This window comes from Actinoplanes sp. NPDC049548, assembly GCF_040676695.1.
Taxonomy (GTDB): domain Bacteria; phylum Actinomycetota; class Actinomycetes; order Mycobacteriales; family Micromonosporaceae; genus Actinoplanes.
Map to the genome: position 1 here is coordinate 403786 of NZ_JBFAPM010000004.1, position 23452 is coordinate 427237.

At 70.2% G+C, this 23452-nt stretch carries 21 protein-coding genes, 1 tRNA gene and 1 pseudogene; 9 read left to right on the forward strand and 14 right to left on the reverse strand.

The features are described 5' to 3' along the window. Nucleotides 1–9: 9 nt before the first annotated feature. The 6 genes from AB0J80_RS11680 to AB0J80_RS11705 are packed head-to-tail and all read right to left on the reverse strand — an operon-like array spanning nucleotide 10 to nucleotide 5592. A complete protein-coding gene (locus tag AB0J80_RS11680) occupies nucleotides 10–1551 on the reverse strand; it encodes a fused response regulator/phosphatase (RefSeq protein ID WP_364703553.1) in 1542 nt (513 codons plus the stop codon). Next, nucleotides 1548–2891, reverse strand: coding sequence for a sensor histidine kinase (locus AB0J80_RS11685; protein ID WP_364703555.1), 1344 nt, complete (start codon nucleotides 2889–2891; stop codon nucleotides 1548–1550). Before AB0J80_RS11685 ends, AB0J80_RS11680 begins: the two co-directional genes overlap by 4 nt. Further along, complete coding sequence (locus AB0J80_RS11690; RefSeq protein WP_364703558.1) at nucleotides 2888–3919, reverse strand: SpoIIE family protein phosphatase; 1032 nt, start codon at nucleotides 3917–3919, stop codon at nucleotides 2888–2890. The genes AB0J80_RS11685 and AB0J80_RS11690 overlap by 4 nt, the downstream gene beginning before the upstream one ends. Continuing rightward, nucleotides 3916–4323, reverse strand: coding sequence for an ATP-binding protein (locus AB0J80_RS11695; protein ID WP_364703561.1), 408 nt, complete (start codon nucleotides 4321–4323; stop codon nucleotides 3916–3918). Before AB0J80_RS11695 ends, AB0J80_RS11690 begins: the two co-directional genes overlap by 4 nt. Next, nucleotides 4320–4733 (reverse strand): STAS domain-containing protein, encoded by a 414-nt coding sequence (locus tag AB0J80_RS11700; RefSeq protein ID WP_364703563.1) that lies wholly within the window; start codon nucleotides 4731–4733, stop codon nucleotides 4320–4322. The genes AB0J80_RS11695 and AB0J80_RS11700 overlap by 4 nt, the downstream gene beginning before the upstream one ends. Before the next feature lie 4 nt (nucleotides 4734–4737). Beyond that, nucleotides 4738–5592 (reverse strand): STAS domain-containing protein, encoded by an 855-nt coding sequence (locus tag AB0J80_RS11705; RefSeq protein ID WP_364703566.1) that lies wholly within the window; start codon nucleotides 5590–5592, stop codon nucleotides 4738–4740. A gap of 188 nt (nucleotides 5593–5780) precedes the next feature. Between AB0J80_RS11705 and AB0J80_RS11710 the strand changes: the two genes are divergently transcribed. The 3 genes from AB0J80_RS11710 to AB0J80_RS11720 all read left to right on the forward strand — a co-directional run bounded on the left by AB0J80_RS11710 (nucleotide 5781) and on the right by AB0J80_RS11720 (nucleotide 6970). Then, nucleotides 5781–6134 carry an anti-sigma factor antagonist gene (locus AB0J80_RS11710; RefSeq protein ID WP_106126981.1) on the forward strand — a complete coding sequence of 118 codons (354 nt, stop codon included), beginning with the start codon at nucleotides 5781–5783 and terminating at the stop codon, nucleotides 6132–6134. Nucleotides 6135–6235: 101 nt separating this feature from the next. Beyond that, nucleotides 6236–6676 (forward strand): large conductance mechanosensitive channel protein MscL, encoded by a 441-nt coding sequence (mscL, locus tag AB0J80_RS11715; RefSeq protein ID WP_364703726.1) that lies wholly within the window; start codon nucleotides 6236–6238, stop codon nucleotides 6674–6676. A gap of 60 nt (nucleotides 6677–6736) precedes the next feature. Continuing rightward, a complete protein-coding gene (locus AB0J80_RS11720) occupies nucleotides 6737–6970 on the forward strand; it encodes a hypothetical protein (RefSeq protein WP_364703568.1) in 234 nt (77 codons plus the stop codon). 7 nt (nucleotides 6971–6977) lie between these two features. On the opposite strand, the gene AB0J80_RS11725 is transcribed toward AB0J80_RS11720, so the two are convergent. Together AB0J80_RS11725 and AB0J80_RS11730 are read right to left on the reverse strand one after the other, a co-directional pair. Continuing rightward, entirely contained in the window at nucleotides 6978–7796 is an 819-nt protein-coding gene (locus tag AB0J80_RS11725; RefSeq protein ID WP_364703571.1) for a zf-HC2 domain-containing protein, read from the reverse strand. A 41-nt stretch (nucleotides 7797–7837) separates the two neighbouring features. Then, nucleotides 7838–8476: a CGNR zinc finger domain-containing protein gene (locus AB0J80_RS11730; RefSeq protein ID WP_364703573.1), complete on the reverse strand. Its 639-nt coding sequence runs from the start codon at nucleotides 8474–8476 to the stop codon at nucleotides 7838–7840. A 206-nt stretch (nucleotides 8477–8682) separates the two neighbouring features. Between AB0J80_RS11730 and AB0J80_RS11735 the strand changes: the two genes are divergently transcribed. The 3 genes from AB0J80_RS11735 (at nucleotide 8683) to AB0J80_RS11745 (ending at nucleotide 11213) form a co-directional block, all read left to right on the forward strand. Further along, a complete protein-coding gene (locus AB0J80_RS11735) occupies nucleotides 8683–9912 on the forward strand; it encodes a ThuA domain-containing protein (RefSeq protein WP_364703576.1) in 1230 nt (409 codons plus the stop codon). A gap of 92 nt (nucleotides 9913–10004) precedes the next feature. Then, complete coding sequence (locus AB0J80_RS11740) at nucleotides 10005–10799, forward strand: L,D-transpeptidase family protein (protein ID WP_364703579.1); 795 nt, start codon at nucleotides 10005–10007, stop codon at nucleotides 10797–10799. Nucleotides 10800–10841: 42 nt separating this feature from the next. Continuing rightward, complete coding sequence (locus tag AB0J80_RS11745) at nucleotides 10842–11213, forward strand: nitroreductase family deazaflavin-dependent oxidoreductase (RefSeq protein WP_364703581.1); 372 nt, start codon at nucleotides 10842–10844, stop codon at nucleotides 11211–11213. Here the strand turns inward: AB0J80_RS11745 and AB0J80_RS11750 are convergent. Together AB0J80_RS11750 and AB0J80_RS11755 are read right to left on the reverse strand one after the other, a co-directional pair. Next, the gene (locus AB0J80_RS11750) at nucleotides 11197–11637 is read right to left on the reverse strand and encodes a Pycsar system effector family protein (RefSeq protein WP_364703584.1); all 441 of its coding nucleotides are present in this window, start codon (nucleotides 11635–11637) and stop codon (nucleotides 11197–11199) included. The genes AB0J80_RS11745 and AB0J80_RS11750 overlap by 17 nt on opposite strands. Further along, the gene (locus AB0J80_RS11755) at nucleotides 11634–13691 is read right to left on the reverse strand and encodes a M6 family metalloprotease domain-containing protein (protein WP_364703587.1); all 2058 of its coding nucleotides are present in this window, start codon (nucleotides 13689–13691) and stop codon (nucleotides 11634–11636) included. Before AB0J80_RS11755 ends, AB0J80_RS11750 begins: the two co-directional genes overlap by 4 nt. Nucleotides 13692–13914: 223 nt before the next feature. On the opposite strand from AB0J80_RS11755, the gene AB0J80_RS11760 reads away from it, so the two are divergent. Further along, nucleotides 13915–16314, forward strand: coding sequence for a SpoIIE family protein phosphatase (locus tag AB0J80_RS11760; protein WP_364703590.1), 2400 nt, complete (start codon nucleotides 13915–13917; stop codon nucleotides 16312–16314). Nucleotides 16315–16412: 98 nt separating this feature from the next. Beyond that, nucleotides 16413–16967 carry a TIGR03086 family metal-binding protein gene (locus AB0J80_RS11765; protein ID WP_364703593.1) on the forward strand — a complete coding sequence of 185 codons (555 nt, stop codon included), beginning with the start codon at nucleotides 16413–16415 and terminating at the stop codon, nucleotides 16965–16967. On the opposite strand, the gene AB0J80_RS11770 is transcribed toward AB0J80_RS11765, so the two are convergent. After that, complete coding sequence (locus AB0J80_RS11770; RefSeq protein WP_364703596.1) at nucleotides 16951–19002, reverse strand: phosphocholine-specific phospholipase C; 2052 nt, start codon at nucleotides 19000–19002, stop codon at nucleotides 16951–16953. The genes AB0J80_RS11765 and AB0J80_RS11770 overlap by 17 nt on opposite strands. Nucleotides 19003–19204: 202 nt before the next feature. Between AB0J80_RS11770 and rho the strand changes: the two are divergent. Next, nucleotides 19205–20296 (forward strand): annotated as a pseudogene (gene rho / locus AB0J80_RS11775) (transcription termination factor Rho); the annotation flags it as partial. Nucleotides 20297–20305: 9 nt separating this feature from the next. Here rho and AB0J80_RS11780 read toward each other — a convergent pair. The 3 genes from AB0J80_RS11780 to AB0J80_RS11790 all read right to left on the reverse strand — a co-directional run bounded on the left by AB0J80_RS11780 (nucleotide 20306) and on the right by AB0J80_RS11790 (nucleotide 23436). Then, nucleotides 20306–20530, reverse strand: a complete 225-nt coding sequence (locus AB0J80_RS11780; protein WP_364703598.1) for a hypothetical protein — start codon at nucleotides 20528–20530, stop codon at nucleotides 20306–20308. Nucleotides 20531–20980: 450 nt separating this feature from the next. After that, nucleotides 20981–22972, reverse strand: a complete 1992-nt coding sequence (locus AB0J80_RS11785; RefSeq protein WP_364703601.1) for a hypothetical protein — start codon at nucleotides 22970–22972, stop codon at nucleotides 20981–20983. 392 nt (nucleotides 22973–23364) lie between these two features. Next, nucleotides 23365–23436, reverse strand: a tRNA-Lys gene (locus AB0J80_RS11790). Nucleotides 23437–23452 lie beyond the last annotated feature (16 nt).

Below are 23452 nucleotides of genomic sequence, written 5' to 3' on the forward strand. Positions count from 1 at the left end.
GTCAAGGGCTCAGCTGCGCCGCAGGGCCACCACCGCGATGTCGTCCGCCTGCTCACCCGCGCCCGCGAGCTGCACCAGAAGCCGCTGGCAGAACGCGTCCAGGCTCGGCTCGACCTCGCTCGCGCAGGCGGCGAGGGCCGACAGCCCGACGTCGATGTCGGTCTCCCGGCGCTCGATCAGGCCGTCGGTGTAAAGGACCAGCGTGCCGCCGCGGGGGATGACGAACTCCATGTCCGGCGGCCGCGAGGCGTTGATGCCCAGCAGCGGCCCGCGCTGGTTGATGTAGCGCGCCCCGGTGGTCGCGACGTGCAGCAGCGGCGGGAGGTGGCCGGCGCTCGCCATCCGGATCCGGCCCGAGTCCGGTTCCAGGGTGAGCAGGCACAGGGTCGCCGACTCCGTCGGCAGGACCGTGCGCATGAAGCGGTTGACCAGCTCCAGGACCGCTCCCGGCGGGTGACCCTCCACCGCGTACGCGCGGACCGCGTGGCGCAGCTCCGCCATCACCGTCGCGGCGTGCAGAGAGTGACCGGCCACGTCACCGATCGCCACGAGCAGGCGGCCGTCGAGCATGGTCAGCTCGTAGAAGTCGCCGCCGACCTCGGTCTGCGCACCCGCCGGCTCGTAGCGCACCGCCAGCTCGAGGCCGGACACGTCGGGGAGGCGGGACTGCAGCAGGCTGCGCTGCAACGTGACCGCGATGCGGTGCTCCTCGTCGTACGAGCGCTGGGCCTCCACGGCCGCCGCGACCGCCTGGGCGAGCTGGCGCAGCACCGGGAAGCCAGGCGTCTGCGAGCTGCTCGGCACCGCCACGTAGACCGGCGTGCGGTCGGCGCGGAGCTTCGCCGAGGCCACCGCCACGGACTCCTGCTCCGGCCAGTCGGTCAGCGCCCAGGCGGACGGCTGCTCCGTGCGTACCGTCGAACCCACCGCCGTCTCATGGTGCTCGACCGTCCAGGGCCGCACCGCGGCGCCGGGGCCGCCGGTCGCCACCGCGGCCAGACCGTCGCCGTCGGCGGTCTCGGCGACCACCACGACCGGGCCGCCGAAGATCTGGTACGCCCCGTCCGCCGCCGCCTGCAGCAGCCCGACCAGCGTCGACGCCGAGTTGATCGCGAGCGTGGTCTCGGCAAGCCTGACCATCCGGGCGGCGAGCGACTCGGCGCGCTGCCGGGCACGGTAGTAGCGCAGCACCGCCTGGGCCGTCGCGATCAGCTCGTCCGGCTCGATCGGCTCCACCAGGTACGCGTCCGCGCCCCGGTTGAGCCCCTGGGTGCGGTCCACCACGTCCACGGCGTGCGCCGAGACGTGGATCACCGGCAGGACGCCGTACTCGGGATCGGTCTTGATCCGCTCGCAGACCTCGAAGCCGCTCATGTCCGGCAGCTTCACGTCGAGGACGACCAGGTCGACCTCGGTCTCGCCGAGCAGGGCCAGCGCGGCGCCACCGCTCTCCGCCTCCACCACCGTGAACCCGGCGCGGGACAGCCAGCTCACCAGGAGGTACCTCTTGGTGGCACTGTCGTCGACCACCAGGACGGTGGCCGGGGTCATGGCGACACCGGCAGCGAGACGACGAAGGTGCTGCCCTGGCCGGGGGTGGACTCGACGCGCATGGCACCGCCCAGGATACCGACGAGCCGGCGGGCGTACGGCAGGCCGAGCCCGGTCCCCTTGCCGCTCAACGCCTGGCTGCCGGGCACCTGGTAGAACTCCTCGAAGATGCGTTCGTGCAGCTCGGGCGGGATCCCGGTGCCGGTGTCGGCGACGGTGAACTCGACGTCGCCGCCGTTGCGGGCCACGCTCAGGCGCACCGACCCCTCGGCGGTGAACTTGATCGCGTTGGTCAGCAGGTTGCGCAGGATCTGGGCCAGCAGCACCTCGTCGGAGCGCAGCCGCGGCACCGCCGGCTCCTCGACGACGAAGTCGACCTCCGGCCGGGTCGTCAACGGCCGCAGAGTGCCGCGGAGCTGCCCGAAGACCGCCTTGAGGTCCACGTCGGACCAGTTCGGCTCGATCCGGCCGGCCTCCGCCTTGGCGAGGTCGAGCAGGTCGTTGACCAGCGACAGCAGATCCGAGGCGGACGCCCGGATGAGCTCCACCTGGCGGGACTGCTCCTCCGTGAGCTCGTCGGACGACTCGTCGGTGAGCAGGCGGCCGAGACCGATGATGGCGGTGACCGGGGCGCGCAGCTCGTGGCTGACGTTCGCCAGGAACCGGCTCTTCGCCTCGCTGGCGGCCCGCAGCTGCACCGACTTCTCGTCCAGCTCGGCATAGAGGGCGACGACGCCCCTGTTGGTCTCCTCCAGCTCGTCGGAGAGCTGGTGGTAGAGCGCCATCACGCCCCGGTTGGTCTCCTCCAGCTCCGCATTGAGCCGGGCCAGGTCGTCGCGTTGCGCCCGCACCTCGTCGAGGGCGGCGATGAGCTGCTGGTTCTGCACCGTGAGCTCGTCGAACGGCGTACCCGGCACGTGGCCGGCGAGGCGGTCGCGGATCTCGTCCATACGGTCCGGGGTCAGGGCCGGTGAGCTCGGCGGCAGACGTCGGGACATCCGCACGACCGTACCGGTCTCCCCATCCCCTACCTCCAAAGTGTCGACCAGGCGTCGCACCTGGGTCAGTTGCGGGCGCAGCCGGGCACCGTCGCCGGGCACCGGGTGGACCATCTCCACCAGCAGAGTAGGTACCCCGTCGGCCGTCGTCGTGAACGCCACGTCCGTATCACGTCCGGCCGTGACAAGTAACCGGCCGACTTCGCTCAGTGCCGTGGCCAGCCGGGTCTGGTCCTGGGACTCGAAGCCGACCTCCCGGGCCACCTCCCGGCCGAGCTGGCGGACGGTGAAGACGTCCTGCTCCACCCGGATCCGCATCCGCATCAACGGTTCGCGGCTCATGGCAACCGTGCCGCGAGCACGCCGGCGTCGTCGCGGCGGGTACCCGCGTCGCGGAGCACAGTGGCCGCCACGACCTGCGGCGAGTGAGACAGCAGGGCGGGATAGTCGGTGGGGTTCCAGCGGTCCACGACGCCGTCCGAGTGCATGAGGACCACCGCGTCGGGCGCCAGCGGGTACTCGTACTCGCGGATCTGCCGCCGCTGATGACCCGCGATACCCGGCAGGGAGACCATGCCACGGCGTCCGCCGTCCGGCGCCAGGACCGTGCCGGAGATGTTGCCGAGGCCCGCATAGCGGACCTGCTGCCGGTCCGGGTCGAGCTCGGCGATCGCGAGGGCGGCTCCGCGGGTGTGGCTGAGCGTACGGTGCAACGTGTCGAGAAGCGCAGCCGGCGGCGTCGCGGGCGCACCGGAGAAGACGCGTACGGCCTCCTGCGCCGCCGCGTGTGCGAGCGGCCCGTGTCCCAGTCCGTCGCACACCATCACCTGATGCCGCCCGTCGGCCACCCGCACCGCGTACGCGTCCCCGCTCACCGGTTCGCCGGTCAGCGGGCGGGTGATCCCGGCTGCCCAGGCCGGCTCGGGCGCGGACCGAGGCCACACCTGCGCGGCGAGCACCGTGCCCCGGCCCGGCACCGAATGCAGATCGGACCAGCTGGCCTGGCGGACGATGGCACCCAGGCCGATGCCCAGCGTGCCGGCGGTGGAGTGCCCGTCGCCGACCGCGTGCCGCACGTCGGCCATCCCGGGTCCCCGGTCGATGGCGACGATCTCCACGCCGGCCTCGCCGCCCGCCCGCACGACGCGCAGCAGCAGCAGCCCCTCGTCGGCGTGCTTGACGAGGTTGCCCGCGGCCTCGGCCACCACGATCGACAGATCGGCGGTCCGCAGCTCCGGCATGCCGATCTCAGCGGCGAGACGCTCGGCGGCACGGCGGGCGGCGGCGGCGGTTCCGGCGGCCTCCACCCGGAACCAGACCCCTCCGTCGAGAAGTCCCTCGGGTAGCGACGCCACCGCGCCTCCGCTCATCGGCACCACTTGGTCACGCTGATGGTCGTACCCCGGCCCACGGCCGTGTCGATGTCGAACTCGTCGACCAGCCGGCGGGCACCACTGAGCCCCAACCCGAGCCCGCCGCCGGTGGTGTAGCCGTCGGTGAGGGCCAGGTCGAGATCGGCGATACCCGGTCCCTGGTCGGCGAAAACGATGCGGATGCCGGCACGCCGGCCGTTCTCCACCCGGGTCACCTCGACGGTGCCCCCGCCGCCGTAGACGAGGGTGTTGCGGGCCAGCTCGCTCGCGGCCGTCACCAGCTTGGTCTGGTCGACCAGCGACAGCTTCACCGCCACCGCGACCGTACGCACGAGCTGACGCACCCGGACGACATCCTGGTCGGAGCTGACCGTGATCCGCTCGGCGCCGCCGCCGGTCATGGCGCGGTGACCGCCGGCTCGTCGGTGTCGTCGTCCTCGTCCTCGCCGTCGTCCGCGAACCGTTCCCTGGCGAGCAGCTCCATGCCCAGCTCGACGTTGAGAGCCGTGCGGATGCCGGGCAGCGAGAGGCCCAGCTCGACCAGGGTGATCGCGACCGCCGGCCGCATGCCCACCACGACGGTCTCGGCGTCCAGGACGCGGGAGATCGAGGCGATGGTGGCCAGCGTCCGCCCCACGAACGAGTCGACGATGTCCAGGGCGCTGATGTCGATGATCACACCGTGGCAGCCGGTGGAGACGATCCGGTCGGCGAGGTTCTCCTGCAGCTGCAGGGCGACCTGGTCCTCCATGTCGATCTGGATGGAGACCAGAAGGATGTCGCCGATCTTCAGGATCGGCACGCGGTCCATCGGCTCAGCCCTCCCGGCGCGGGGACTTCTGGGAGACCTTGTCACCCGTCTTGCGCAGCACGTGCCGGAGCGCGTCGGCGAGCGAGGACTTGGTGGCGATGTCGCCGAACTCGATGCCGAGCGCCACGATCGTCTGGGCGATCTGCGGGCGGATGCCGGAGATGATGCAGTCGGCGCCCATCAGCCGGGCGGCCACGACGGTCTTGAGGATGTGCTGCGCGACCTGGGTGTCGACCGCGGGCACGCCGGTGATGTCGATGATCGCGTACGGCGAGCTGGTCTCCACCAGGGTCTGCAGCAGCCGTTCCATGACCACCTGGGCCCGGGCCGAGTCGAGCGTGCCGACCAGCGGCACCGCGACGACGCCCTCCCAGAGCTTGACGACCGGGGTGGAGAGCTCGAGCAGCTGCTCGGCCTGGTCCGCGATGAGCTCCTCGCGGGCCCGGGCGTAGCTGTCGAACGTGAAGAGCCCGGCCCGGTCCACGAACGCCGAGAAGGTCACGTACGCCCGCAGCGAGCCGTCGTCGTTGCCGAGGACCTTCAGAACCGCTTCCTTGAGCGCGAAGACGCTGACCGCGGTCTCGGTGGCGGTGAAGCCCTGCCGCGCCCGGGTGTTGGAAAGCTCACTCAGCTGGGCCCGCAGTTCGGCCGCGGCGTCGTCGTCGAGATCCCGGGCGCCCCCGCTGAGCGCCGTCTGGAAGCCCTTCTGCAGCTCGAGCGTCTGCCGCTGCAGCTCCGCGTGGCTGAGCCGGCCCCGCAGGGTGGCGGCGACCTCGTCGGTCCAGGACGCGGCGAGCGTGTCCTCGTGCTCCTTCAGCAGGTCGGCGAAGCGACTGCCCTCGTCCGAACTCAGCGCCACCGCTGCCTCCTGGGACTTCCGCCGGACCCGGCCTGCCGCAGGTCGCGGGCGGCCGGGGCGGACTTTACCATCGGCGCCCGCTCTTACTTGTCGTCGGCCAACTAATATCCCATGGTCAGCCGGTCTCCCCGTTCTGCGGACCCCCCGCCGCGTGGAGTAACGTTCTGGCCATAACTGGGAGGTCCTGAATGTCCCTGACGGTACAAACGGAACAGCGCGGCGACGTGGTCGTCGTGTCGGTGGCCGGTGAGCTCGACATGGCTACCGCTCCCCAGCTGCAGGATCAGATCAGCGACCTGCTCGAGAAGGGTCGCACCCGCCTGGTCTTCGACCTGGCGGAGGTCTCGTTCTGCGACTCCACCGGACTGTCCGTCTTCGTCCGCGCCAAGAACAGCACCGACGACGCCGGCGGTGTCGTGCGGCTGGCCGCGCCGCAGCGTGGCGTGCTGCGCATCCTCGAGGTCTCCGGCCTGGTCGAGGTGCTGCACACCTACCCGACGGTGGACGAGGCCGTGACGGCCGAGGAGCCCGCGCTCGACTGAAGCTTTATGGGGCCGAACGGCGTAGTTTGTCGCGGAACGGTCGTGGGCAAGTGCTGCCCTCGAACCCCTCGGCTCTCTCCGCAGGAGTGCACGTGACATCGATGCTCAAAGGCTTCAAAGACTTCATCATGCGCGGCAACGTCGTCGACCTCGCGGTCGGCATCGTCATCGGCGCCGCCTTCACCGCCGTCGTCACCTCCTTCACCAAGGCGTTCCTGGAGCCGCTGATCAAGCTCGTCAGCGGCGGCAATGGGGTGAGCGCCGGCAAACCGTCCATCCGCGGCATCGAGTTCGACATCCCCGGATTCCTCAACGCTGTCATCACCTTCCTGCTGACCGCCGCGGTGCTGTACTTCCTGGTGGTCTACCCGCTGAACAAGCTGGCGGAGCGGCGCAAGCGGGGCGAGGAGCCGCCGCCCGAGGCGCCGAGCGAGGAGGTCAAGCTGCTGACCGAGATCCGCGACGCCCTGGTCCGCCAGCAGGTCGCCCCCGGGGCGGTCAACGACATCCTCGGCCGGCACGGGCAGCAACCACCGCGCTGATTTTCGGAAAAGATCAACCCACCCGGCACTGTTCGAACAGATGTTCGATACAGTGCCGGGATGGAGCAGCGTAAGCACTGGTGGAACGGCAGATGGGGACGCGTCGCCCGCAAGGACGTGTATCTGCGGACGAGCGGCGACCAGTGGTACGTGGAGCAGCGCGCGGGCGGCGCCGACGGGGTCTCCCACTTCTTCGAGTACGACAGCGAGGAGGCGGCGCTGGACATGGTCCGCGCCTTGCTCATCGGGTCCGACGACTGGCGTGAGCTCTCGGTACGCCCCCGGGAGCGCTGACGGAGCGTCAGGCGGCCCGGCGCTCCCCACCCGGCGGTTCATGCGCCGCGGTGGCGGGTCCGCGCGGGACCAGGCGCAGCCTCGGGCTCCGGGGCGTTTCGCCGTACCCCTCGTCCTCCTGCACCAGATGCCAGCGCCCGCCGATGCCGGACCGGTGGCCGGGCGGCCCCACCGGCTCGCCGCCGACCCGCGACAGCGCCACGACCAGCAGGTAACCGGCGATCACGAAGCCGTGGCTGACCAGGCGGGTGGCGTCGACCCGGGCGGCCGAGAGGTCGTTGAGCGACAGCAGCAGGAGCATCCCCACGAACGCCGTCAGCATCGGCACGAGACCGGTCGGCCGGTTGCGCCGGAGCGCGATGAAGAGGAAGCCCGCCCCGACGGCCACGTTCCAGGCGGCCGACTCGTGCCAGAGGTGTCCCGGGGTGGCCTCGGTGCCGGCGTGCACATGAAGGCTGCCGCTCGCGCCGCCGACCTGGTCCAGGCCGAGGATGAGCTGCACCGCACCGACGGCGGCCAAGGCCACGTAGAGCGCGACGGTGACGCGTTCGCGCCACGACACGGCGAACCACTCCCGCAGCCGGGCACGCCACGGCACCCGAGTGGGTGAACCGGCCGGCAGCGCCCCGAGGATCGCCTCGCTGAGGTCGGGCACGTCCGCGACCAGTCCCGTGCGGGTCAGCCGGTTGACCGCCGCCGCCCGGTCGAGCCACTCGCGGCAGCCGGGGCAGCCGGCCAGGTGCTCGTCGATCCGGTCGCGGTCGCCCGGATCGTCCTCGCCGTCCAGTTGCGCGGACAGCATCTCGCGCCACCGTTCACACGCCATGCACCCATAGTCGCTCGGGCCGGCCGCCGGGTTCCCACCGGTCAGGGCAGCTCAGGCCGTTGGACGGCGGAACCCGACCGGCCTCCCGTGCCGCCCATCAGGCGCTTGCGCTCGCGGAAGGCCCGCAGGTTCGCCGTGTTGCCGCAGGTGCTGACGTCGTGCCAGACGCCGCTGTTGTTACGGGAGGTGTCGAAGAAGGCCGCCCGGCAGTCGACGTTGTTGCAGAGCTTCAGGCGCGGCCAGAGCCCCGCCTGCTGAGCCAGGAGCGCCTCGGCCCAGAGGGCGGACGCCAGCCAGCGGGTGCCCCGGCCGGAGGGGATCATCCGGACCCAGCCCTCCGCGTCCGGCACCAGGGTCACCGGCACGTCCGCCGGGGGCAGGGCGTCGTCCTGGCTCGGCCCCCGGCCGCTGCCGGCGAGGATGACGCCCTCGAAGGTGGTCCGCAGCCGGCGCAGCGAGCGCATGTCGGTCGACGAGAGCAGCAACACCGGCGCCGGGAGCCCGGCGACCCGCGACCAGGTGGCCAGCGCGTCGCTCAGCCAGCGCTGGGCGTCGTCCTGCGAGGCCAGCAGGTCCGGGCCGTACGACATGGTGGCCCGGGTGTTGATCAGGTCCTGCAGGAGGGCGAGGCCGGCGGGCGCCTCGCGTACGCCGTGCCGGGCACTTGCCTTCCATGACATAGGCGAAGAGTACTTGATTCTTTTTCACGCCCACATCCGCCGGTCGCCCGATCAGGACCGGAACCCCGGTCGTACGCAGCGCATTCGCCTCCTGACACGGTGTTGATCTAGGGATAGGATCAGGGCTTGAATTAACTATAAGAGTTGTTTACCTTGTGGGCGGTCACATCGATGACCGATGATCCCTACCACCCTGAGGAACCGCCGTGGTCCGAAGAATGCTCCTGGGGCTGCTCATCGTCGCCGCCACCCTCACCGCGCCGCCGGCGGCCGCCGTCGCGGCCACCCCCTTCAAGGTTCTGGCCTTCTACAACGGCACGTGGGACGCCGCGCACATCGACTTCGACAAGGAAGCCCGCGAGTGGTTCCCCCGGGCCGCCGCCGAGAACGGCTTCACGTGGGAGGCCACCACCGACTGGAACCGGCTCAACGCGAGCGAGCTGGCCGCGTACAAGGTGATCATGTTCTTGGACGACGGCCCGCCGGCGTCGCGACGCGCGGCCTTCCAGCAGTACATGCAGAACGGCGGCGCCTGGATGGGCTTCCACGTCAGCGCCTTCACGACCGACGCGAACTCCTGGAGCTGGTACCACAACACGTTCCTGGGCTCCGGCAACTTCCAGACCAACACGTGGGGACCGACCGCGGAGACGCTGCGCATCGAGGACCGCACCCACCCGTCCACCGCCGGGCTGCCGGCGACGATCCAGTCCTCGGTCAGCGAGTGGTACTCGTGGAGCCGCGACCTGCGCCAGAACCCGGACATCGACGTGCTCGCCTCGATCGACGCGTCCAGCTTCCCGGTCGGCACGGATCCCAACCAGCAGTGGCGCAGCGGCTACTACCCGTTGATCTGGACCAACCGCAACTACAAAATGCTGTACGCCAACTTCGGCCACAACGCGATGAACTACGAGACGAACACCCGCACCTCGTCGACGTTCGCCAGCGCGCAGCAGAACCAGTGGCTGATCAACGGCCTGCTCTGGCTCGGCGGCGCGACGGGTACGCCCACCCCGGCCTGGCACTCGCTCGTCAACAAGAACAGCGGCAAGTGCGTCGACGTCCGCGCGGCCGGCACCACCAGCGGCACGCCGATCCAGCAGTACACCTGCAACGGCACGAACGCTCAGCAGTACGAGCTGGCGGCGACCACCGGCGGTTACGTACGGATCAACAACCGGGGCAACAGCGCCCAGGCCCTGGACGTGACCAACGTGTCGGTCGCGGACAACGCCCCGGTCCAGACGTGGGCGTACTCCGGCGGCGCCAACCAGCAGTGGCAGCAGGTCGCCGAGGGCGACGGCTACCACCACTTCGTCAACCGCAACAGCGGCAAGTGCCTGACCGTCCCGGGGGCCTCGACCGCCGACAGCGTGCAGCTCGTGCAGTACACGTGCAACGGCAGCGCGGCCCAGAGCTTCCGCCTCACCTGAGTGCCCGCGTGCGCCGTCGTGGCACTCTTGTGCCCGGATCCGCAACCGTGAGCGGTTTTCGCGTGTGATCATCGGGTAGCGAGGGAGGCGTGGTGCGCAAAGTTCTGACGTACGCCGTGGCATTGGCGGCCACGGCGACTCTGCTCGCCGGCTGCGACACAGCCGGCACGAACCAGGCTGCGCCCGCGCCTTCCGCCGCCACCACCACCGCCCCGGCACCTTCGGCGTCCGCATCCTCGCCGACGCCCGAACCGTCGGCCCCGGCGACGACCAAGCCGCCGGCCCCGAAGCCGCAGAAGCTCAAGAGCGGCGCGAAGGGCCCGAAGGTGGTCGCCCTGCAGCAGCGCCTCACCGAGCTCGGCTACTGGAACGGCAAGGCGGACGGCACCTTCGGCGGCCAGACCCAGCAGGCGGTCTACGCGCTCCAGAAGGCGGCCGGCCTGGGCCGCGACGGCGTCGTCGGCCCCAAGACCCAGAAGGCCCTGGACCGAGGCGTACGCCCGAAGGCGAGGAGCACCAGCGGCCGCGTCATCGAGATCAGCAAGAAGCGCCAGCTCCTGATGCTCGTGAACAACGGCGAGGTGACCGAGGTCTTCAACACCTCGACCGGCTCGAACGAGCACTACGAGCACGAGGGCCAGACCTACCTCGCCGACACCCCCAGCGGACGGTTCAAGGTCTCCCGCCAGATCGACGGCTGGCGCGACGCCCCGCTGGGCATGCTCTGGCGCCCGAAGTACTTCAACGGCGGCATCGCGGTGCACGGCGCGAACAGCGTCCCGCCGTACCCGGCCTCCCACGGCTGCGCCCGGCTCTCCATCTCGGCGATGAACCACCTGTGGTCCAGCGACAAGATCCCGCTCAAGACGAAGGTCTGGGTCTACTGACGCCCTTGAGCTGAAGCGAGGTTGAGGTAGCAGCATGACCGCATGACGGCCACCGATGAGCTACGACAGGCGCTGGACACCCAGCGGACCGTGGAGATCACCACGATCGGCCGCAGGACCGGCCGCCCGCGACGGATCGAGACCTGGCGCTACCGCGCGGACGGCCGCTACTGGCTGACCGGCAGCCCCGGCTCCCGCGACTGGTACGCCAACCTGCTGGCGAACCCCGACTTCACGCTGCACCTGCACCAGCGCGACATCCCCGTACGCGGCCGCGTGGTGACCGACCCGGACGAGCGGGCGCGGGTGTTCCGGGAGATCGTGTCCGGCCTGGGCGGAGCGGGCAGCTTGAAGAGCTGGATCGAGGGCAGCCCCCTGGTCGAGATCGAACTGGGCGTCAGCGGATCGCGCTGAGCAGCGCCGCGATGGCCAGCAGGATCAGGGCCGCCTTCATCATGTTTCCGGCGTCGCGCAGGGAGCGGTACTTCGCGGCGGCGATGCGGGACAGCACCAGCAGCTCGTCCAGTTCGTAGTCCCTGGCCAGCGCCTCCCGCAGCCCCTCCCGGTCGCACTGTGCCCAGCTCAGGAAGCTTCCGCCGCCCGACGCGTCCAGCCGGGGCAGGACGACGTTCAGCAGGAACCAGACGGCCACCGCCGCCAGGAGGCCGCCGGCCACGGCGAGGACCGTGATCGGCCAGGCCGGGTCGAAGAGGATCCTGGCGTTGGCGGTCACCGGGGCCGCCGCGAGGGCCACGGTCGCCAGCGCGATGGACGCCTGGGTGTTGGCGCTGGAGATCTCGCTGCGGACCGTGGCGGACTCCTGCTCGGCGCGGGTCATGACGTGCCTCCCGGGCGTACCCGGCAGGTGGTGGTCACGGTCGCGGCCGGGTCGCTTTCCGAGGTGATGGTGACCGGAACTGTGGTGGCTCGGGCCGCGGCCGCGGTGCGCTGGACGTACACGTCCACGACGGTCGTGCGGCCGGCCTCGGCACCGGCGACGGCGTGGGGCAGCCAGGTCTTCCAGCCCGCCACGGCGGTTGCGGAGATCCGGTAGACGTCCGCGCCGGGGGACGCTGCTGTGTTGCGTACCGGTATCCGGCAGCGCGCCCAGCCGGAGGGCGCGACGGCCGCGGACGATCGGGTGGCCGCGACGCCGCGGGGTTGGGGTCCGGCGCCGTCGAGGGAGCGGACGGCGACGGTGTACGAGAGCACGCCCGCCCGGTCGCGACGCAGGTCGAGGACGTAGAAGTGCAGGCGGTTGGCCGTGTCGGCGTACTCGAACTCGCTGCCGGAGTCGGTGCCCGCGTGGAACAGGGCGTCGGAGAGCTGACGGTAGTCGCCGATGGTCATCTTCTGGGGTGTGCCGTCCGGCAGGACGAAGTCGACCTTGTCGATGTCCTGCGGGTTGGCGTCGATGGTCCAGATGAACGGGGCGGCGTCCACGTTCTTGGTCTTCGCGAGCAGCACGCCGGAGTCGGGGGTGAAGGAGTCGAAGCCCCGGCGGTCGACGACCTCGAGTGTGTAGTTGTCGTAGCGGCCGCCGTCGCAGTAGGGATCGGTGGCCGTGTCGCAGGCCGGCGCCGCGTCGCCGCCGTCGAGGGTGACGTTGATGCCGGCGTACGCATGCGGGCCGGGCCGGCCTTCGCGTGCCGTCACCCGGGCCAGGACGACGCCGGTGTCGGCGAGGGTCCTGCGGGAGAGGCGCAGGACCGTGGCGTCGTCGATGATGCCGAGCTTGAGCTTGTTGCGCAGCATGTGCTGGGCGCCCATGGAGGAGCCGGCCGTGCCGGGGATGAGCCAGCGGCTGTGCGGGCCGCCGGGGCCGTTGAAGGTGCCGCGGCTGAGCATCTCCCAGGGCCCGCTGTAGTCACGGCGGGCGGGCACCGAGTACGGGTTGTTGTAGTTGTCCCCTACCCCGAGGATGTGGCTGAACTCGTGGGCGTAGGTGGACATGCCGGAGCTCTCCGCCTGCAGCGAGCTGCCGCTGCTCGCATTGGGCCAGATGGTGGCCGAGGCCTGCCACGAGGTCCAGTCCACGTAGCGTGTCGCGTTCCAGTTCGGCAGGGCCTCGTCCGGCGGGCCGAACGCGTCGGAGACCTGCTCCTTGGTCGCGAACTTCATCTGGCCGAACTCCTGCCAGGTCGACGACTCGTCCTGGCCGGCGGCGAGGAAGAAGACGAAGTCGAACCGCGCGGCGGTTTCCTCGCCGACGGCGGCGATCCAGGCGGCCTTGGCATCGGTACGCAGATCGCGGCCGCACGTGTCACCGGCCGGGCAGCCCATGCCTCGCTGCATCGAGCTCTCGATGCCGTACTCGTGACTCTTGTGCGGCATCTGGTAGACGCCGAACGAGCTGAGCTCGATGCCGTACCGCCCGCCGGAGTCCTCCCTCCAGTACTCGTGGATGGTGTGTCCCCGGTTGAGGGTGCCGGGCCGGTTGAGGAAGTCGCGATAGAACGCCGGTACGTCCGCACGCGGCAGATCGTGCACCGTGGACGGGTTGCCGAAGATGGTGGAGTTGGCCGGCTGGGTCACCACGAACGGCTGGTTGGGGAAGTCCACGAGCACGAGGGCGCCCTGGAAGTTCCGGACCGATCCGGGCGCCGCGGGGTCCGCCCAGTCGGTGCCCGGCACGCTCTGGTAGTCGTCCCAGGTCATGGTGTCCGGCAGCTCGTAGTTCTGCGGATCGACCGGCCGGGGTGCTCCCGCGGGCCGGGATCGCGGGGAGGGCTGGGACCGCTGCCAGGGCTGGGTCTGCGGCCAGTGCCGCATCCGCCACGGATGGTCCGAGCGGGCGCCGGGTGGCGGCTCGGGGGCAGCCTGGGCCGGGGTGGCGGTCAGCGCGCCGGTCACCATCAGCAGCAGCACGGCACCCAGGGCACTCCTCTGCACGAACATCACCCCTGTGATCGAAGGTGGTCGATAGAACCGCTAGGTCATCCTGGCATGCCGCGGGCTCGGCCGAAACGGTGTCCGGCCCGGCCGAAAGTGGAAGAATGCGGCGTTGTAGCCGGATATCGCCACCCAAGCCTTCACCGTAAGCGGCACTGACCTACCGGCGGAAGCCGGGAGATGATGGCATCGAGGCAGCAGCCAGGTGTCCGGAGGAGGTGGCGTGGTGACAGCAGGCGCCGGCACGCCGCCGGACGCGGAGCTGCTGGCGATGCTCGACAGCGATACACAGGGGTGGGTACTCGCGCGAGCCGTCCGCGATGCCGGCCGGATCGTCGACTTCGAGATCATCTACATCAACGACGCCGGGTGCCGGCTCTCCGGCCGCAGCCGCTCCGAGCTGGTCGGCGGACGCTACCGGGAGCTGTGGCCGGAGACGGTGCACGACGGGACGCTGCCCCTGTACCGCTCGGTCGTCGAGACCCGGCGCCCGGCGACCCGCACGGTCTACTACGACCGGGCCACCGTCGCCGGGCACTTCGAGTTCTGGATCGGCCCGTACGGCGACGGGTTCGGTGTCCGCTTCGTCGACCTGCGCCAGGTCACCGTGACGCCGCAGTCGGCCGGCGGCACCCGGCTCTACGACATGCTCGACGCCGCCTTCGACGGGTTCACGCTGCTGCGCCCGATCCGCGACGACGCCGGCGAGATCGTCGACTTCGGCTGTGAGTACGTCAACCAGATCGGCGCCAAGCTGACCGGGCGCAGCGTCGAGGACGTGGTCGGCAAGCGCCTCAGTGAGGTGTCGCCGGACGCCTGGTCGGACGGCCAGTTCGAGCGCTACTGCATGGTCGCCGACAGCGGCGAGACCTGCCGGGTGGAGCTGACCTATCCGGAGATCAGTCAGACCTGGGAGGTCAACATCGGCCGGGCCAGCTCCGGCTTCGTGGCGGTCTCCTTCCGCGAGGTCACCCAGGAGCACGACCGGCAGCAGCAGCTCACCCTGAGCGTCGCGCGGGCCGAGGAGGCCGCGGCGCGGGCGAGCACCCTGCAGAAGGTCACCACCACCCTGGTCGCGGCCAGCACGACCGCCGAGGTGTACGCGGCCATCGGCGCGGTGCTGCGGCCGTCCGCGGGTGGCCAGGGCCTGGCGCTGCTGCTGCTGAACGACGGTCAGCTGAGACTGCAGTACCACGCCGGATACGAGCCGGACGTCGTGGAGGAGCTCCGCCGGCTGCCCCTCGACCATCCGTACCCGGCCACCGCCGTCGCGCGGACCGGCCGGCCGAGATACCTGACCTCCATCACCGAGTTCGAAGCCGCGCAGCCCGATCCGGCTGTGGCCGTACCGCGCGGGGGCCGGCAGGCCTGGGCGTTCCTGCCCCTCGCGGTCGCCGGCGAGGTGCTCGGCACGCTGGTCGTGGGCTACACCCAGCCGCGCACGTTCGACGCCGAGGAACGCGACACCCTCACCGCCCTGGCGGGTCTGAGCGCGCAGGCCCTGCAACGCGCACTGCTGTTCGAGGCGCGTACGTCCATGGCGGCCGCTTTGCAGCGCGCACTGCTCCCGGCCGAGCTGCCGCAGATCGAGGGACTGCGCCACGCCGCCCGCTACCTGCCGTGGAGCCACGGCATCGACGTGGGCGGCGACTGGTACGACGTCATCGCCCTCGGCAACGGCGTCGTGGGCGTGGTCATCGGCGACATCGCGGGCCACAGCGCCGCCGCGGCCGCCACCATGGGCCAGGTACGCAACGCGCTGCGGGCGTACGCCACCGAACGGCACACCCCGGCGGGGGTGCTGCACCACGCCAACCAGCTGCTGCTCGACCTGCACCTCGACACCATCGCGACGTGCTGCTACCTCGAACTGCACCTCACCGAGGGCACGGTCACCGCGGTCCTGGCCGGGCACCTGCCGCCGGTGCTGCGTACCGGATCCACCAGTGCCATCCTCGAACTACGCCGCGGCATACCGCTCGGCGTCTCCCGCACGGCGGTCTTCCCGGAGACGACCTTCGTCCTGCCGCCCGGGGCAAACCTGGTGCTCTACACCGACGGCCTGGTCGAAGACCACCGGCACCCCATCGACCAGGGACTCGACGAACTGTGCGAGGCCCTGCGGGGCGCCCCGAGCCAGAGCCCGGACGCGATCCTCGACCACCTCCTGAGCAGCCCGGTCGGCCCGCAGCCGCGCAGCGACGACGTCGCGGTGCTCTGCCTGACCAACGACGCCCCGGCGCCGTGCCCACCGACGGCCCGCCGCCGGTTCCGGGGCGAGGCGATCAGCGCCTCGGCAGCCCGTCGCTTCGCGGGCGACCTGCTGGCCGCGTGGCACCAGCAACCGATCGCCGCTGACGCGTTGCTGCTGCTCGACGAGGTCGTCACCAACGCGATCCAGCACACCGTGGGTGACGTGCTGGTCGAGCTGCGGCTGGAACAGGAGCTGCTGGTCGCGGTCAGCGACTCGAGCGAGCGGACCCCGCAGCAGCGCCGCCCGGATGCCGACAGCGAGAACGGCCGCGGCCTGCAGATCATCGACCACCTGGCGTCCGCCTGGGGAACCGAGCCGCTGCCCGGCGGGGGCAAGCGAGTGTGGTTCCGGCTGCCGCTCGCCGGCTGAGACAGGGAACGGCGCCCCATGCCATGGGCCCGGAGCGCCGCGGGGCTCGAATAGCAGAGGATCAATGCGAACGAGCCTCTGACCAATATGGTGTCCTCGTGAGCACGGCGACGGTGGATCAGCTGGCGGGCGCGATCGCCCACATCGGACAGTTGATCGCCGGCATCAAGCCCGACCAGTGGGGCGATCCCACCCCGTGCGCCGGCTGGGACGTGCAGGCCCTGGTCAGCCATCTCGTGCTCGGCAACGCCATCGACACGTCGGCTCTCACCGCGCGTCCGATGACGTTCCGCGCGCTGCAGGCCGGCTTCGACGAGAGCGCCGGCGAGCTGGTCGCGGCCTTCCGGGCGCCGGGAGCGCTGGACCGGACCCTCGAGATCCCGTTCGGCCGGGTCCCCGGCGTCGTCGCCCTGCACCTGCGCCTCACCGAACTGCTGGTGCACGGCTGGGACCTGAGCCAGGCCACCGGGCAGCCGGCCGGATTCGCCGACGACGTCGTCGAGCAGGCGCTCACGCACACGGCCCCGATGCTGACGGCGATGCCCGACGGTCGCCGCCCGTTCGACGCGCCCGTGAAGGCCGCGGCGTCCGCGCCGGCGCTCGACCGGCTGGCCTTTCGGCTCGGGCGCCGGCCGTTCAGCGTCGGCCGATGAGGCCGCCCATGAGCGGGTCGGTGATGCTGTCCTTGCCGTTCTCCACGTGGCCCGCGCAGCGGTACTCGAGGTCCGTGCCCTCGGTGACGGTGAGGTCGTACCAGCCCCGGGTCCGCACGACCGTCCAGGACTTCGTCGCTGTCTGACCGGCGCGCACGGACACAGTGGACCGCTCCGACGTGTACGCGTCCCGTACCGTCACATGCAGTCGCCTGGCGCCCGGGTTGCGGAACGTCAGGGTGATCTTCTCCGCCCGCGAGTCGTAGTCGGTGCGTACGCCGAGCGTGCCGCCGTGGAAACCACGGTGGAACCCGTTGGGACCGTGCACGTCGACGTCGTATCCGCCGCGGGCCGACCAGGTGCCGGCAAGCGTCTTGCCCGGTTCGACGGTGTAGCTGCGCGGACCCTCACCTTCGCGGGTCGAGCGCGCCTGGAACACCGCCGTGGCGTGCCCGGTGTTGCGGAACGTGATGGTGAGGGTCTCGCCGTCGACGTCGCTGTCGGCGTGGAGGGCGTACGGGAGGGCGCGCGCCGGGCGTACCCCCTTCTCCTGGCGCGGCAGCGCCTGCTCCGCCGGCGGAACCGGGACCTCGTCGGGGTGCCGCACCAGAATCTCGGGCTTGAAGTCGTCCGTGCCGGGAAGCCGCGGCGGCCGGGGGCGGTTCGGATCCCGGAAGTCGAAGGCGCTGGTCAGGTCGCCGGTGACGGCCCGCCGCCACGGCGTGATGTTGGACTCGACCAGGTCCGGCCGGCCGCCACCGAACCGCGCCTCCAGGAACCGGATCAGCGAGGTGTGGTCGAACAGCTGCGAGTTCACCCAGCCGCCGCGGGTCCACGGCGAGACGACCATCATCGGCACCCGGACGCCCAGGCCGTAGGGACCGGCCGGGTGGCCGGCATCGCCCGGGAAGATCTCGTACGTCGTGGGCACGGTGGAGACGTCCGGCGTCGGCGGTGCCAGGTGGTCGAAGAAGCCACCCTCCTCGTCGTACGTGACGAAGAGGGCCATCTTGCTCCACACCTCGGGATGCGCGGCCAGGATATCGATGACCTGCGAGATGTACCAGGCGCCGTACGCGGGCTCCCAGTTCGGATGCTCGGTGTACGCCTCGGGGGCGACGATCCACGAGACCGCCGGCAGCCGGCCCTCGCTCACGTCCCGGCGGAAGTCGCTCAGCAACGCCTCCGGGTCGCGGCCCAGCGCGTTGACGTTCGTACCCGTCTTGGCTTTGTCCGCGAGCGGCGTGCCCGGCGCGGCGTTCTGGTACCGGTGGAAGTAGAGCAGCGAGTTGTCGCCGTAGTTGCCGATGTACGGGTCCTGCGTCCAACCCCAGGACCCCTCGGCGGTCAGCCCGAGACCGACGTCCTGGTACACCTTCCACGAGATGCCGGCGCGCTCGAGCCGTTCCGGGTACGTGGACCAGTCGTACCCGGCCTCCGCGTTGGTGATGACCGGCCCCCCACCCGCACCGTCGTTGCCCACCCAGCCGCTCCACATGTGATAGCGGTTCGGGTCGGTGGGTCCGAGCAGGGAGCAGTGGTAGTTGTCGCAGACCGTGAAGGCGTCCGCGAGCGCGTACTGGTAGGGCAGGTCCTTGCGGGTGTGGTAGGTCATGGTGGTGACGCCCTTGTTCGGCACCCACCGGTCGTAGCGGCCACCGTTCCACGCGGCGTGCCCGTCGTTCCAGCCGTGCGGCGGGTCGGGCAAAAAGGTGCGGCCGAGGTCGGGGACGTCGGGCCGGAACGGCAGCAGGTCCGGTCCGCCGGGTTGCGGCTGGTGCCACACGGTCTTGCCGGTGGGCGTACGCATCGGATGCGGGTCGGCGAAGCCGCGCACTCCGCGCAGCGTGCCGAAGTAGTGGTCGAACGACCGGTTCTCCTGCATCAGGAAGATGACGTGCTCGACGTCGGCGATCGTCCCGGTGCGGTGGTGCGCCGGAATGGCGAGCGCCTTGCTCAGGTCCAGCGGCACAGCCGCGGCGGCGGCGGGCAGTCCCGCCATGCGCAGGAATGTACGGCGATCGATTCCACCCATGGCGGCAACGTAGCGGTCCCAGGTGGACGCGGGGTAGCCGTTCGCCGAATCGTGCTACCTTTACGGCAGCCGTGCCCTGGATGCCGGCGGCGACTGCCGCCCCCAGAGGCCCGAACGGCGATCAGTTTCTTCCTCTCGCGTCCCTGTCGACGCTCTTCTGGAGTACCCCATGACGGACAATTCCCGTAAACCTGCCGTCGATGTGCCCGTCGACGCCCTCCTCGACCTCGCCGACGACCGCGCATGGCTACGCGCCGACGGCTACCTGCCCGGCCCGGGCGACATCCCGGTGTCGCTCGACCAGGTCCGCCGCCTCGACCTGCGCCGCGGCGACCGGATCACCGGCACCGCCCGCGTCGACGGCCGCAAGCCGGCCACCCTGCAGGTGCGCACGGTCAACGGCCGTACGCCGGCCCGGCGCACCGACTTCTACCGGCTCACCGCCCTCTACCCGCAGGAACGGCTCCGGCTGGAGACCGAGCCGCACATCCTGACCACCCGCGTCATCGACCTCGTGATGCCGCTCGGCAAGGGCCAGCGCGCCCTGATCGTCGCACCGCCCAAGGCCGGAAAGACCTCGGTGCTGCAGGCGATCGCCAACGCCATCACCCACAACAACCCCGAGTGCCACCTCATGGTCGTCCTCGTCGACGAACGCCCCGAAGAGGTCACCGACATGCAACGCTCGGTCAAGGGCGAGGTCATCGCGGCCACCTTCGACCGGCCGCCGCAGGACCACACCGCGCTCGCCGAGCTGGCGATCGAACGGGCCAAGCGCCTGGTCGAGCAGGGCGAGGACGTGGTCGTGCTGCTCGACTCGATCACCCGGCTCGGGCGGGCGTACAACCTGACGGCACCGGGCCGCGGCCGCACCCTCTCGGGCGGCATCGACTCGACCGCCCTGCACCCGCCGAAGCGCTTCCTGGGCGCGGCCCGCAACATCGAGAACGGCGGCTCCCTGACCATCATCGCCACCGCGCTCGTGGAGAACGGCTCCGCGATGGACAACCTGATCTTCGAAGAGTTCAAGAGCACGGGCAACGCCGAGCTCAAGCTCGACCGCTCCCTGGCCGAGGCCCGCCTCTTCCCGGCGGTCGACCTGGCCTCCTCCGGCACCCGCCACGACGAGAACCTGCTGGCCCCGGCCGAACTGGCGATCGCCGCCCAGATCCGCCGCGCGCTGAACGGCCAGGGCCGAGAGGGTCTTCAGCAGCTCCTGGACCAGCTGCGGACCACCGGCTCGAACCGCGACTTCCTGCGCCGGGTGGCGCACTCCCTCGCCGTCGCCGGCTGACCCGCCCCCTTACTTGGCGAGCCGCCCGAGCTCGGCGATCGCCTGAGCGGCCCGGACATACTTGTTGCCGGCCAGGTCGCCGATGGTCTTGATGTTGAACGCCTTCTGCAGAGCCTCGCCGTCGGCCTCACTCACACCGGAGAGCGCCGAGACGGGCGCGTCGGCCAGCTCAGCCAGCGAGGACGACTCATAGGCCTTGTCGAGAAGCGCGTCGAGGTTCACGGAGATCGGCATGCCGGTGTTCCCTTCCGAGGCGACAGCTGCCGAGCGAATGCCCGGCCACAGCTGCGACCTTTGCCGCTCCTGGCCTGCCTAAACCCATCGAGGCTATCGACGCCACGTACGGGTCATGGTCGTCGTGGCGTCACCGCAGGACACTTGGAAGCATCGATCCGGGCTTCTGTGGGCAACCGGGTCCAGTAGCTCTCGCGTGACACGCCGCTTCGATGCCGTGCCGGCGCGGCCCGTGGTTGGGCCGCCGGCTGCTGAGGCTGCCCGGGCAGGTGCGCCGGCCATCGGTGGCCGACTTCGGCCATCCCACGTGCGCCACACCTGATCCCTCGGGCACCAGCTACGCCTTCAAGAGAAACACGCGGCGGAGTCAACGGCGCGGCTCGTGCTCGACGCCTTGCGCGAGGCACGCCTCGCTGCGCGTGCGGCGCCACAAGCGTCGTTGGCGTGAAGTCATGTTGTCAGGCGATGCCACGGGTGATCGGCAGGTAAGGGTCCGAGCGCGGATACGAGGCGCTGGTGCTCCCGTCGAAGGGACGCGGCGAGCAGATTGTCGTGAGGGCGCTGCTCGAGCTTCCTCACCACATTGCATAACGCAGTGAGGTCCAGATCTTCGGGCGCTTGGACGCCGAGATAGCTCGCGACGGCCTGTACAGCTTGGTTAGTGCGCCGGGCGGCGCGCCTGTAGTTCCGCAGGCTGCTCTGTCGGCCGAATCCTTCGGCAACCACGAGCCTCGGAAGACAGGTAAGCGTGTCACGCAACGGTAGATCCCATGCTTGTGATGCGGCCTCCTCGATCGCTGCGCCGTTGCGGGTCAGGGCCTCGGCCAAGAGCGGAGCGAAGCTGGTCGGGTACAGAAACGCGAGTTGGCCATCGGGGCCAGGGCCCAAGAGGGTAGCCGCGAGCTGAACAGCCGAGCGCCCGACCGAAAAATCGGGAAGGTCTTCCGTTTCGATGGTCCAGATGCTCACCGACGAGTCGAGCGCTGCCGCGTTGACCAAGGCAATGCCGATACGGCTCGCCAGGCCGGCTCCGTGCAGCGGTTTCAGGATCATGGTGACGTGGTTGGAGTCTCTCCGGATGTCGTCGACGACCAAGCTCGCCACGCCGAACACCTTCGCCAGCTCAATATCTCGACTGACCGGTGATGCAACGCTCTCGGCTTGGTCGATGGCCTCGGCAAGTGCCGGGAGTATGCCCCGGGCGATCTGAATCCCTGCTTGGAACCCTCGGCACATGGACCACATGAGGTCGGCTTTCGCCTCAACATCCGGCAAATCGACAGCCGTCTCCCCGAATATCGCCTTCCCGCGTTCGGGATCCCAATGGAGATCCTCGTGTGCTCGCGCGTTCCGCCATGCCGGCTCAATGAGGTAGGCGATCCCTTCGCAGAGAGGAGACTCCGTTCGATGGACGAGCAGCCGGCTCCTGATGTCGTTGAGACCTGCGGTGCTCGGCAGCGATTCACCGAGAAAGCCCAGCGTCTCGACAGCCGCCGATCGCAGAGGTCCCTCACACAACATCCGGTAGAGGTCTGCTACTGCACGTGTTCGCGCGTCCTCATCAGGTGCGGCCGCGATATCACGACGGGTCTTCGAAAGCCCGCGGTGCGTCGAGTAGGACTTCTGCTCTCGCGCTGCAGCGCTGACCACTACGGCGGCTGCCGTCCTCACATCCAGGGCAGCAGCCGCCCTGACGAGATCGCACGCATCACGAGCAGCACGCTGAGCAACCAGCGGGTACGAGTCGGTAGCCAGCGCAAACGGGTGCAACGCGCCATCCAGCTGTTCCGACAGCGGCTGACCCCGGCTAGCGAACCCGACTATGCAGGCGGTGATCTGGCCGAGCTCAACCGGCCGATCACTGAACGCCGCTCGCAGACTCTGCCCAACCGGCAACCGCATATCGTCAAGATCGCCGACCGGGACCCCGTAGATCCGTGCGACGGGATCGTGGTCAGCGGCCTCCGCCTCCACCTCGACCTCGATGAAGCGCTCGAAACCATCGACCAGTTTGAGCAGCGCAGCATCGGACGGATCCGCGCCTTGCTCCAAGCCGTCCAGGAGCTGAGCGATCGCAGCGGAAACCTGCTCGGTATGGTTGCAGAAAGCCGCTCTCCTGTCCCGCTGCGGTGGGTCGAACGCGAGAACATCGGCGGTCGCCAGGTTCATGTCGTGGACTGCCTCGGTCAAGCGCGAGACCGCAAAACGGAGCCGACGACCTACCGATCGCGGACCGCCTTTGATAGCGGCATTGATATCAGCCAACCCGTTGCGCGCCTGCTCCAGGAAGCTCAGCACGTCGCTGTCCTGTAGCACGGTCTGCCACTGGACACCGGTGACTGGAATGGGGGGCTCGGCAGCGGCCATCGGCTGGGACGCTCTCCATGGCTTGTCCAGCGAGCCGAGAGCCGCTCTCACCGCTTGCTGCGTCGCGTCATCCATGTCATCAGTGTCGCCGATCTCTCAACGGTGACGCGGGTTCCGTTTTTGATGAGTCGAGTCGTCTTGCCGCGAATTATCAGGTCCGGGCTCAGCGAGGGTCGGAGGCCGTCTTCGCGGTGCCGGCCCCAAGGAACGGCCAGGATCACAATTCAACGGCTCGCCGGACGGAGGGCCCTCCACAGATCAGAATCCGTGATCGAGCGATGGCCTGCAGCAACTGCGCCTCGTACACGGCGTCCAACTACTCCCGGGCCACCGTTGTCATGCACATACCCCGGCAGTCGCACGCGACCCTACGCCGGCCTGCGCTCGGCTGGCTCGGCAGAGTGCACAGCCTCACGCGGCCGTCGGTTCCGGCGGGTGCGAAGGTGGATACCCGTAGGTGAGTAGCGTGGGCCGCCGGGGACTCGAACCCCGAACCTAAGGATTAAAAGTCCTCAGCTCTGCCATTGAGCTAGCGGCCCGCGACGGCCAGGTTAC